The 11,617-nt window shown below is 69.9% G+C and carries 9 protein-coding genes; 3 read left to right on the plus strand and 6 right to left on the minus strand.

The genetic code is table 11. The features are described 5' to 3' along the window. The first annotated feature begins 48 nt into the window (after window positions 1-48). Window positions 49-807, plus strand: coding sequence for an A24 family peptidase (locus tag N4G70_RS34535; protein WP_261716736.1), 759 nt, complete (start codon window positions 49-51; stop codon window positions 805-807). A gap of 1,324 nt (window positions 808-2,131) precedes the next feature. On the opposite strand, the gene N4G70_RS34540 is transcribed toward N4G70_RS34535, so the two are convergent. After that, window positions 2,132-2,452: a hypothetical protein gene (locus N4G70_RS34540; protein WP_261716737.1), complete on the minus strand. Its 321-nt coding sequence runs from the start codon at window positions 2,450-2,452 to the stop codon at window positions 2,132-2,134. Between the two features lie 387 nt (window positions 2,453-2,839). Between N4G70_RS34540 and N4G70_RS34545 the strand changes: the two genes are divergently transcribed. Next, complete coding sequence (locus N4G70_RS34545) at window positions 2,840-3,535, plus strand: HNH endonuclease family protein (RefSeq protein ID WP_261716738.1); 696 nt, start codon at window positions 2,840-2,842, stop codon at window positions 3,533-3,535. A 328-nt stretch (window positions 3,536-3,863) separates the two neighbouring features. Then, window positions 3,864-4,553, plus strand: coding sequence for a transcriptional repressor LexA (gene lexA / locus N4G70_RS34550; RefSeq protein WP_261716739.1), 690 nt, complete (start codon window positions 3,864-3,866; stop codon window positions 4,551-4,553). A gap of 47 nt (window positions 4,554-4,600) precedes the next feature. Here lexA and N4G70_RS34555 read toward each other — a convergent pair whose 3' ends face one another. From N4G70_RS34555 to N4G70_RS34575, 5 genes are all read right to left on the minus strand, one after another. After that, a complete protein-coding gene (locus tag N4G70_RS34555) occupies window positions 4,601-4,864 on the minus strand; it encodes a hypothetical protein (protein WP_261716740.1) in 264 nt (87 codons plus the stop codon). A gap of 222 nt (window positions 4,865-5,086) precedes the next feature. Further along, on the minus strand, window positions 5,087-5,569 hold the full coding sequence (locus tag N4G70_RS34560; RefSeq protein WP_261716741.1) for a hypothetical protein: 483 nt from the start codon (window positions 5,567-5,569) through the stop codon (window positions 5,087-5,089). A 10-nt stretch (window positions 5,570-5,579) separates the two neighbouring features. Beyond that, window positions 5,580-6,635 carry a DNA polymerase thumb domain-containing protein gene (locus tag N4G70_RS34565; RefSeq protein ID WP_261716742.1) on the minus strand — a complete coding sequence of 352 codons (1,056 nt, stop codon included), beginning with the start codon at window positions 6,633-6,635 and terminating at the stop codon, window positions 5,580-5,582. Window positions 6,636-6,643: 8 nt separating this feature from the next. Beyond that, window positions 6,644-10,153, minus strand: coding sequence for a DNA polymerase III subunit alpha (locus N4G70_RS34570; RefSeq protein ID WP_261716743.1), 3,510 nt, complete (start codon window positions 10,151-10,153; stop codon window positions 6,644-6,646). Between the two features lie 496 nt (window positions 10,154-10,649). Further along, on the minus strand, window positions 10,650-11,324 hold the full coding sequence (locus N4G70_RS34575; RefSeq protein WP_261716744.1) for a hypothetical protein: 675 nt from the start codon (window positions 11,322-11,324) through the stop codon (window positions 10,650-10,652). Window positions 11,325-11,617 lie beyond the last annotated feature (293 nt).

The raw sequence follows: 11,617 nt of genomic DNA on the forward strand, positions 1-11,617 counted from the left end.
CTGCGGGCCGCCCCACCGGTCTGTCATCAGTGCTCGTAGGCTCAGCCCGTGCAGATACTCGTGATCCTCGCCGCTGCCGTGTATGGCGTCTTTGCCGGTCTGCTCCTGCCGCGAGTCGTGTACAAGATGGCCGTCCCGCCGGACCAAGCTTGGCGAGACCTGTGCCCGGCGGGCCATCCGGTGCCCGCCTGGGTCGGTATCCCGCACTGCCGGGCATGCCCCGGTGACGGATCCACACGGTCTACTGGTGGGGAGGCGTTCGGCCCGTCCACCGCGATCGTCATCTCGCTCACCGTGACAGTGTGCGCGGCGTTGGCCTATGCGACCGGACCCCGACCCGAACTGGCCGTCTGGCTGATGATCACACCCGCCCTGCTGCTCCTCGCGCTGGTCGACTTCACCGTGCACCGTCTCCCCGATGTCGTGACTCTCCCCCTCACCGCGCTGACGGTGCTTCTGCTCGGCGCTGCCGCACTCGTCCCTACGGCTGGCGGGTCCTGGGCGACGGCGCTGAGCGGAGCGTTCGCGCTGGGCGGCGGGTACTTCATACTCTTTCTGGTCAGTCCCAGGAGCCTTGGTTTCGGTGACGTCAAGCTCGCGTTCCCCCTCGGTGCCGTGCTCGGCTGGCACGGCTGGAGCACCCTCGTCCTCGGAGCCATCGCCGGTCAGCTCCTCGCCGCCCTCTACGGGTTGGCACTGATAGCCCTGCGCAGGGCCCGTATGAAGTCCTCTATCCCCTACGGCCCGTTTCTGATCGGCGGCACCCTGGTCGGAATGCTGGTGGCCACCGCGAGCAACCGAGCCTAACCAGAGGAGGGCGGCGAGTTACCTGTGCTGGTCAGGGTGGTGGCGGCCTGCGCGAGGCACAGCACGAGGGTTCTTCACCCCGGCCCCAGCAGTGCAGCCCCACGCTGGTACGGGTGGCCCGTGATGACGGCCATGAAGACGCAGGGGCTGTCTATTTGAGGGTGATGCAGGGCCTGCTGGTGGCCCCGTAGTTGAACTCCACGCAGATCCGGCTACCCGCGGGAAGGTCGGGCCCCACGCGGTCGCGGCGGCCACGTCCCCACGTGATTTCGGTCCAGTCTTGCACCACTTTGCCCCCGCGCCAGCTTCCGCCGACACGGGCTGCTCCGCGGGGTACTTGGTACCACCAGCGGGCGAGGTTGTGGGGTCTGGCGGGGCTGCGGGTGGCGTAGATCCAGCTCAGTGTGCGCTGTCGGGAGCCGGGGCGGTGCCAGTAGGTGACGACCATCCCGTAGGCGCAGGGGTTGCCGGCCTCGGCGTGGCACGTGTTGGCGCGCTCATCGACGTAGGAGTCGGACGAGGCCGGGACTACCGCCAGGGCAAGAGCAACCGCAGCCAGCACCCCAGCCCCTAACGCGCGAACCTGCGGAGCCTTCGACATGAGTGAACCTCCTGAATGGCAGATGATGCTGCGTCCAACCGTGCGCGGGACCGGAAAGTCACCGTCGATACCCGAGCCCGTCGTCCGTAGACGCGTCGGCCCTGACGCCGGGAGGAAGGGGCGTCAGGACCGGAAACACGATCCGCCCCAGGGGGAGGGCGGGAGTCCCACGTGTCGTCCTGTCCAACGGCGAGGCAGGACCAAGGGCACGCACCTCTGTCACAGGAAGCTCCGGGAAGGTGCTTCAGCGGCCGAGCTGTTGACGGCAGGCGCGGACGACGGACGGATCGAAGCCGGTGCCCTGTGCCCAGGAGCAGACTGCTCCGGCGTCATACGCAGGAGGAGGAGGCTGATGCGGGTGGCGGCGTGTGGGGGAGGAGTGCCGGATGTCAGCCGGGGGGTGACCGGTTGCTCGGTGCGGATGCCGCGGCCGGGAGACGGGGCGTTCGTGCTGGGGCTGGTCCGGCCCGGGCCGGACCAGCGGTTCGGGGCTGGCTGCCGAGGCTGCGGTGGCGGGGGCTGGGCCGTAGGCGGGGGCCAGGGTTTCTCGTGCCGGCGCCTGGACCGGGTCCGGCCACCACGGCCCCGGAGCCACAGTGGACAGCCGCTCTCCGCGAGGCAGGAACTCCCGGGCAGGCGGCACGGCCTTGGGGGCAACGGTCACGCACCCGGTGCTGACGGCCAGCACGACCAGCACGGTGGGCAGCAGGCGAACAATGCGCATCAAGAGGTGCGGGCGAGTTCTTCCTTGGCCGTGGAGATCAAGTGCCGGTCCACCCAGCCGTCCACGCCCGACCCCTTCATAGTGATGTGCGCCCAGACCACATCGCGGGTATAGCCGTGGAAGCGGCACTTCTGGTCGCGGTACCCGATCCCCATCCTTGCCGCCGACGTTGACGGCGCCTGGCGGATGACGGCCGCATCGGTGTCGATCCGGCACGGCTCCTCACCCGAAGCCGCCGCCACCGACGACGCCATTGCCCCGACCGCGAGAGCCCCCAGCACACCGGCAATCCCCACAGTCCGCATAGCGTTGGTGCGCACCCTCATCCCTCCAAAGATCACAAACCTGGAGGGACCTTCGTAGCGAGGCTGCGGCGGTGAAGTCGAGCTGGAAGGCGCGCTGTTCATTCCTGGGTGTGGAAACTGCCATCATCACACCACGCCGCTGGTCCCCGTCGCGGCTGTACGCCACCGCACCGCGGACCTCCGACTGCGTGAGCCGGAGACGGATGAGGACTTCGGCGACGACCTCGTCCGCAGACCAGGCTCGGGCGCGGCTGCACGCCAGTTGGTAGACGAACGCGGGGCCCTGTGCGATGACCACTCTTCTCACGCTCCGGAATGAACACGGCGGAGAACAGCTCGACTCGACCGTCGCAACCCCGCTAGGAAGATCACCCGACACTGTCGATCTTCCCGGGGGACACCGTGCGTGTACGCATCACGACGTTCAGCCTGACCACGGCCGCCGCGCTCAGCTCGCTCACGACGCTCCTGGCACCCGCGGCCGCGGCTGCTCCGCAGGGCGGCCCGTTCGGCAAGGCCGGCGACGTCATCACCATGCCGGCCCGCGACGCCCTGGCCGCACTGCCCATGCAGGCCGAGGACCGGACCGGCTACCAGCGCACCGCCTTCAAGCACTGGATCGACGCGGACAAGGACGGCTGCAACACCCGTGCCGAAGTCCTCAAGCGCGACGCCCTCCTCGACCCGCAGCAGGGCGCCAAGTGCACGCTGTCCGGCGGCCGCTGGTACTCCGCCTACGACGACCAGTACCTCGACGATCCCAGAGCCCTCGACATCGACCACCGCGTCCCCCTCGCCGAAGCCTGGGACTCCGGCGCCGGCCAGTGGACCGCCACCGAGCGCGAGGCCTACGCCAACGACCTCGGCGACCGCCGCGCCCTGGTCGCCGTCTCCGCGAAATCCAACCGGTCCAAGGCCGACCAGGACCCCGCCACCTGGATGCCCCCGTTCGCCGGCGACACCTGCGAATACGTCACCGACTGGATCACCATCAAGGTCCGCTGGCAGCTGTCCATCGACCCCGCCGAACACGACGCACTGGACGCCAAGTCCGCCGACTGCCCCAACACGCCCCTGCGCGTCACGCTCGCACGATGACCGCCCCGCGGGTTGAGCGCCGTCGTCCGTGGAGGCCGGGGGCAATCGCCGGGTGCGGAGCCACGCGCTCGTCGCCGCGCGGGGGAGCGGGAGCGGCCTTACCGTGAAGCGGAGTGCTCCCGAGGGCGCTTGAGCGGCCGGTCGTCTCCCGCACGTTGGCGACCGGCCGCCTGAACGCCCGGGCAGCCGCCGCACACCATGCGAAGAGGGCGAGCGGGCCGCAGCGCCGACGCACCGAGCTCCGTCTGGGGACGGTTGTCGAAATGGTGTTCCCTTTGTTGTGGTTGGTGGGCTACTGTCCCGGGACGCACCGCAAGGGGGACACTGTATGTATGCCGTTGATGCTGTGACCCGACCCGGTCGCCCGCCCGGTGTCCGTACCGGACCCAACGGACTCACCAGCCGCCAGGCCGCGATCGTCGACTTCATCGAGGCAGAGGTCGCCCGGCAGGGATACCCGCCGTCGATGCGCGAGATCGGCCGGGCGGTCAAACTCAAAAGCACCTCGTCGGTCGCGCACCAGATGATGGCCCTGGAAAACAAGGGTGTCCTCTACCGTGATCCGCACCGCCCGCGCGCCTACCGCGTCCGGCACCGCTGGAGCGAGCGCCTTCCCCCGGAATCTGCCGCCACCCCAGCAGACGTGGTTCACGTCCCGCTCGTCGGCCGCATCGCCGCCGGCACCCCGATCCTCGCCGAGGAATCAGTCGAGGACGTCTACGCCCTGCCACGTCATCTGGTGGGAGAGGGCGAGCTGTTTGCCTTGAAGGTGATCGGCCAGAGCATGGTGGATGCGGCAATCTGCGACGGCGACACCGTCGTCGTCCGCCGTCAAAGGACGGCTGAGCCCGGGAACATAGTCGCCGCGCTTCTAGAAGGCGAGGCCACGGTGAAACGGTTCCAGCGCGATGCGGCCGGCCACGCCTGGCTCGTCCCGCACAATCCGGAGTTCGAGCCCCTGTCCGCCGATGAGGCGGACATCATCGGCAAGGTGGTGACCGTCCTGCGCGCCCTCTGAGGTCGCCAGTGCCTCCTTCGCCGGACCCGTTCGCCGAGCGTGGACGATCAATGCACTTCCCCTACCCGGCCTGCACTGATGTCGGCATACCAGGTGGCCGCCTCCTGGATATCGTGAGGCGACAGGTCGTGACAGAGATGGGCGCGGACGTAGGCGAGGCCTTGTTCGGCCCGCTGGCCCCGCTCCGTGCGGGTAGTGAGCTCCATGAAGACGCTCTCGGCCAGAGCGCGTGCGCTGACGCCTCGTTCGGCGGCGACAGCCTTCAGCCGGTCCCGGGCCTCGTTGCTGATCCTGATCGTGGTGTCTGCCATGTGGGCAGAGTAGATCTAAACCCCGAGGCGGAGGGCGGCATACCACTTGAGAATGTGCGAGCAGCTGCCCGACGGTTGGTAGTTGCCGACCGTCGACTCGTGGTCGTGCACTTGGTGGCCTCGTCGGTGGCGAGGACGCGTCCGACCTCGTAGCGAGCCGTGGGCAGCCGGTTAGTTCGTGCCGAGTGAGTGACCGGAGCCGGGTGGGTTCGCCGTGGCAGGTCAGAAGCTGGTTTGGAGGCGGAAGGGGCTGCGTCCGCGGTCTTGCCCGGCCTTGGCGGTGTGGACGAACGGCAGGTACAGGCGTGCTCCGTTGTGGAAGATGACGCCGAGGCCTGGGTGCTGGGCGGGCTGGCCAGGGCGGTTGCTGTAGCCGTAGACCTCGGCGATCTCGGTGCTGTCGGTGTGGGTGAGGGCAGCGGTGAGGTAGGCCTCGGCTCGCAGCGGGCTGACCGTGCCCGTTTCGTCGAATAGGGCGGGCAGCGGCACGGGCACGGGGGCGCTCGCGGGGGTGCTGGGCTCGCTGGCCGGGGTTCCGGGTGCCAGGCCTCCGGTGATCTGGAGCCAGAGACGGCTGCCGGACGAGAAGGTGACGGCGATGCCGTACGCCGGGGCGCCGTCGCCCTGCCAGGGTTCGACGGCGGAGATGTCCGGGCCGCTGGGAGGCAGGGCCTGGACGCAGAACTGGGTGAAGCGGTCCAGCACGAGGGGCTCCTCAGACGGTGCGGTGGCGTCCGGCGCCGCGCGCGGTGACGGGCGGGTCGGCGAGGGTGGCGGGTCGGATGGCGTGCGGGCCGAATTTCCGGCGGGCCGCGTCGGCGACGGCTTCGATGCGGCGCTGCTTGTCATCGGCGGGGTCCAGGAGCACCTGATGGAAAGCCTCGTGGGCGGGGGCGAGGCCTTCGGCGCGCAGCGCGAAGCTCCGTACGCGGGCCCGTTGCAGCCCCAGGGACCAGTAGAGGTCGAGGCTGGTGCGGGTGAGGGCGGTGGTGCGGGCGGTTGCCTCGGGCAGGCGTCTGCTGCGGGTGGTCGAGGAATGGCCGGCGTACCGGACCACGATCGCCAGGCCGCGGCACACCTCGTTCGAGGCGCGCAGGCGCTGGCCGAGCTCGTCGGCCAGGGCGAGCAGCGCGCGGTGGTGCTGGGCCGGGTCGAGTTCGTCGGTGTCGAAGCGGTGGCTGCAGGTGGTGGAGCGGACGAGGACTTCACGCTGGACGGGCCGTTCGTCGACACCGTGCGCGAGAGTGTGGAGTTCGCGGGCGGGAGTCGCGCCGAGGATGCGGGCCAGGGTGGCGGGCGGGGTGTCGGCGAGCTCCCCGACGCACCGGATCCCGAAGCGTTTCAGCGTGCGGGCGGTCGCCGGCCCGACCCCTGGAAGCAGGGCGGTGGGCTGGGGGCGCAGGAACGCTTCGACCGCATCTGGATCGGGGTCGATGACGGTGATGCGGCCGGGCGGCGTGAGCTCGGCCGCCATCGCCGCGACCATCACCGAAGGACCGGCACCAATCGTCGTCGCCACTCCGTGCAGGGCCAGGGCCCGTAGCGCCAGGACTTGCGCCGCCTCGTAGGGGGTGCGGTCGAGGTATCGCAGTGCGCCGGTGAGGTCGAGATCGACGGCGAGGTCCTGCGGACGCGACTGGAAGCGCGGAGTGAAGTCCTCCACCAGCGTCACCAGCTGGCCGAACAGCGCGTCCTGGTCGTCTTGGCGCTCGGGGCCGGGGTGGAAGAAGACCCGCATGATGCACCGGCCGTCCCCGCTGTGGTTGTTCATGGCGCCGGTCACCCCGCACTGCCTTGGCTGGTGTGGCCCAGGGCTTTGAGATCAGCCGACCGGGTTCCCGCAGGCTCAAGATCGGCGTAGGGGTGCAGCTTCGCTCCCGCCGTTCCGTTGACCAAGGTCCGCTGCCCGCCAGCCTGAGCGCGCTCCCGCTCCCGCTCCCGGTCTTGGCCGTCGGGCTGGGGCTGGGCGGGTGTGGGCTGGGGTGTGGTGGCGCCGATGAGGGCCAGGGCGGCGTCGAGGCCGTTGTCGCGGCGCTCGACGGCGAGCTCGTCGAGGTCCCAGACCCGGTGGCCGACGACAGTGCGCCGCGGCCCGCGCCGCTCCACGGTGCCCTGAATGAGGAGGAGCCCGGAGTGGAAGATCGTGTGAGCGCAGTCGGCGTGGCTATCCTCGAAGAAGGCGATGTCGACCAGGCCCGTGCCGTCCTCCAGGGTCACGAAGATCACGCGCTTGCCCGACGCGATCGGCGGCGTCTGCGTCGAGGCCCGCACCCCGGCCACCAGGACCCGCTGCCCGGCGTGCAGCTGGGCCAGGCGCCGGGAGGGGATGGCACCGAGCTCAGACAGCAGCCGGTGGTGGTAGTCCATCAGGTGCCGCGACACATCCATCGACATGATCTCCAACTCGGCACCCAGCTGCTCGCGGCCGGTCATCTCGGGCAGGCCGCTCGCGCCCTGGGCCAGCGGCCGGGTGTCCAGGGGCAGTTGTCCGCTGCTGGGGCGGGCGCGGGTCTGGCGGTGCAGTTCGGTCAGCTGGAGCAGCAGATCGCGCCGGGAGGCGTCGCCGGCGACGGGGGAGAGGGCGCCGATCTGGCCCAGGCGCTGGGCGGTGGGCAGCGTGGGGCGGCCCCGCTGCCACAGGTCCGCCACCGACCCGTACGGCTGTCCTTCCGCGATGCGGGCGGCTTCGTCGTCACGGATGCCCTTGACCGCCGACAGGGCGAGGCGCACCCCGAACCGGCCGTCGGTGTCGGCGCGTTCGATGCGGTAGCTGGTGTGGGAGTGGTTGATGTCGACTGGCAGGATCGGCACGTCGTGACGGCGGGCGTCGGCGAGGATGACGCGGGCCGGCCACATTCCGGGGTCGTGTTCCAGCAGCCCCGCATACAGGGCCGCCGGGTGGTGGGCCTTGAGCCACGCGGACTGCAGCGCGGGCACGGCGAACGCCACCGCGTGCGCCCGGCAGAACCCGTAGGCCCCGAACGATTCGACCACCGACCAGACGTCGGCCAGGACGGTGGGGGAGTAGCCGCGGGCGCCGGCTTCGTGCTCGAACCACGTCTTCAGCTTCGGCAGCCGGGCCGGGTCGGCGAGGGCACGGCGGAAGACTTCGGCCAGGGCCCGGTCGCAGCCGGTGAGGATCGCGACCATGTCGATGATCTGTTCGTGCCAGATCGTCACCCCGTAGGTGTCGGCGAGCACGGGCTCGAGGTCGGGGTGCGGGTAGACGGGGGCCGCTCCGTGCCGGGCCGCGATGTAGATCGCCGGCATCCCGCCGGCCACGGGGCCCGGCCGGAACAGGGAGATGTCGGCGATCACGTCTTGGGGGCCGCGGGGCTGGAGGCGTCCGAGCAGGTCCTGCTGGCCGGGTGATTCGAGCTGGAACATGCCGACGGTGTCGGAGTTCTGGATCATCTTGAAGGCCCAGAAGTCGTCGAGCGGGACCTGGCCGGGATCGTCGAGGTCGATGCTCTGGCCGCTGGTGCGGTGGATCTCGGCGACGGCGTGGGCCATCGCGGACTGCATCCGCACCCCGAGCACGTCGAGCTTGAGCAGGCCCAGGTCCTCCACGTCCTCCTTGTCGCCCTGCACCATGGGGTAGTTGCCGCCCGGGGTGGGCTGCACCGGCAGACGGCCGAGCAGGGTGCGGTCGGAGAGGATCACTCCGCACGGGTGCATGGCGTAGCCGCGGGGGAGCGCGTCCAGCTGCTCGGCCAGCTCGAACAGCGGCCCGTACCGGCCGGCTTCGGCCGCCAGGCCCCGCAGCTCGGGCAGTTCGGCGAGCGCGCCGGTGATGTCGCAGGCCCGCAGGTGCGGGAACGATTTCGCGATCCGGTCCACTTCGTGTGGCGCGATGCCCAGGGCGAGGCCTGTGTCGCGGAGCGCGAAGCGGGCCCGGTAGGTCTCCGGCATCCCGGTCACCGCGACCCGCTCCGGCCCGAACCGCTCGAAGATCCGGTCATAGACCTCCAGCCGGCGCGCGGACTCCACATCGATGTCGATGTCCGGCAGGCTGGAACGGCGGACACTGATGAACCGCTCGAACAACAACGAATGATCGAGCGGATTGGCGGTCGCGATGTCCAGCGCGTGGTTGACCATGCTGCCCGCGCCCGAGCCGCGGGCCGCAACCCGGATCCCCATCTCCCTTACATCCGCCACGACTTGCGCCACGGTGAGGAAGTAGGTACCGAACCCGAGCTTCGCGATGATCGCCAGCTCCTCCTCCAGCCGCGCCATCGCCTCGCTGTCCTTCTCCAGGCGGCGCCTGGCCATCCCGGCCAGCGCATGCTCCCGCAGCAACCGGTCGACGTCCCCATCGCCGCGCGCCCCGACCGCCTCCGCCTCAGGGAAATGCGCCCGCCCCAAGCCAAGGTCCGCCACGGGGTCGACGCGGCACTCCTCCGCCGTTGCGATCGTGGAGGCCAGCAGGGCGCGGGCCCGCTCCGGACCAGCGCCTGCGGCCTGGGCGATGCGGTCGGCGGCCGCCGCCATCGCGGACGGGTCCTTGAGCCAACGCTCGCCGGGGTCCAACTGGTCGGCGTGGCGGAAGGGGATGGGGCGCAGCAGCCGGGCCGCGTCCAGGACGTCGGCCACCCGCGACTGGGCGGAATCCGCGTAGCGCACGGCATTGGTCAGCACCGTCTGGACGCCGAGCTCGTCACCGAGCTGCACCGTGCGTCCCGCGAGCCGCAGCGATCCGGGACCGGTGCCGCCCTGCCCGTACCAAAGCGCCTCCAGCCGCAGCGACGGACCGAAGACCTCCCGCCACGGGGCCAGCAGAAGAGCCGCCAGGTCCGGGCGGCCCGCCGACAGCGCCCGGACCGGCTCGGACACCGGACCGAGCAGCACCGTCAGCCCCGCACCGGCGTGCGCATGAAGCATCGGCCACGTCACTACTGGCGGACCGCCATCAGCGGCGTGTGCGGCGGACACCAGCCGGCACAGACCCGCCCACCCCGCCGCATCCCGCGCCAGCAGCGTGACCCGCAGCCCGGGCTCCACCACGTGCGCACCCCCACGGACCGGGGCCCGCCGACGGGCCATAGGGCCCTCGGGCTGGGTGCTCCGGTGCGGCGCGACCGCGACGTCGACGCCCAGGACCGGCCGGACACCATGAGCGGCGCACGCCTTTACGAACCGCACCATTCCAGCCACGGTGTCCCGGTCGGTGAGCGCCAGCGCGGTCATGCCGCGCTCGGCGGCACGGGACACCAGGGCGTCCGGGTGAGAGGCGCCGTACCTGGCCGAATAGCCCGACGCTGCATGCAGATGCACGAATCCGCCCATCCACTCCTCCAGCTCTCGCGCCCCATTTGCCCCTTCTGTCCCAGTGGCCAGATATCCACCATAACTCAAACTATCGAAACTGTGTTCGAACAAAACGTAAGGGCTGTCCGCCGCGGCACGGAGTCAGTTGTGACTGAGTGCTTCAGATGGCGGATGAGCGCCGAAGTTGGCGGGACTGAGCGGTTGAGATGACGGACGTGTTGCGACTAGGCGAGGGTAGGTGTCACCCGGGCGCGGGAACTGTCATTGCGGCGCCCGGCTGGGAGGCTAACCGGAATGTGCCGAAGGCCGCCGTGATCAACCCTGATGGCGGGCGGCCACGTCACCCCACTCCCTATCGGTGATGTCCTCATAGGTGGGAGCACGGACGTCCGGGATGAGCCCGCATTCGTGTGCATCGGCGGATCCCAGAACGGTCAGCGCGTTTCTTGGCAGCCCGCTCGGCATGCCAATCGGCGCGAGGGCGCGCCCGCTCTGAGCAGCCGGTTCGCTCCCATCAGGGTGCTAGCGGAGTCACGAACGACGGAGGCCCGACGATCCAGATTGCGTCGTAGCCGAGCCCTGCAGCCCACGCTCCGTGTCGATTTCCGAACTCCTCCGCGACCCGGGGCAAGGCCGTTGCAACGGCATCCGTGGCGTCCAGAGCGAGGACGATGCCGTGCTTCGGACGATGCTGCTTGTGCAGGATTGCCTGCCGGACACTTTCCGTTGCCGCCTCAAGCTGCTGTTCCGAGGCATGAGCGCCGCCCCGGCTCAGGATCTGCCAAGCGTCCCTTTCGACTACGGTTGTCTGGATCTTGAGCGGCGGACCACCTCTTTCGTCGACAGCCGTCGCGTCGATGCCGCCTTCGGTCCTGGCATCGGACGATGTCAGCTCGGCTGGTCCCCAGTGGCCGCACTGGCTGTTGAGGTGCTCCACAAGTCGCTGGGCGGTGCGAAGCTCGCGCTCCGCCTTGGGCGTGGGCGGACCGTCGATTTCCCATGTAATCGTTCCGTCCGCATCGATATCAGCACCGGTAGAGCGGCCATTCCGAATATGACGGATGCCTTGGACCCCGCCAGGACCAGCTTTGCCAACGGTGACCTCTTCGTCGGAACCAACCGCGTGGTCATCGTCGCTGACGTAGTGAACGGGCGGCTGATCATCTGGGGCGGTTGCACTCGGATCCATACATCCAGTCTCATCCCAGCACCGGAACATGGCCCGGTTTGGAGTCCGCCAACCACAGCGCTCCGTTCCGCCAAGTGCGGCGCTCAGTCACATCAGTTGTGGTCGGGTAGCCGGAGACCATTGCTGGTCTCCGGCTACCCGACCACACGCGCTCTGGTTCGGGGCCCGTGCCATCTGCCGTCGCCGGTCAGCCGGCGGCGGCCTTCTCTTCGGCGAGCTTCTTCTTGGCCTGCCGGTAGTCCTCGTACGTCACGGCGTTCAGCGCCTCGATCCGGGCGAGCGTCTCCCCCGGT

The organism is Streptomyces sp. ASQP_92, assembly GCF_025399895.1.
Classification (GTDB): domain Bacteria; phylum Actinomycetota; class Actinomycetes; order Streptomycetales; family Streptomycetaceae; genus Streptomyces.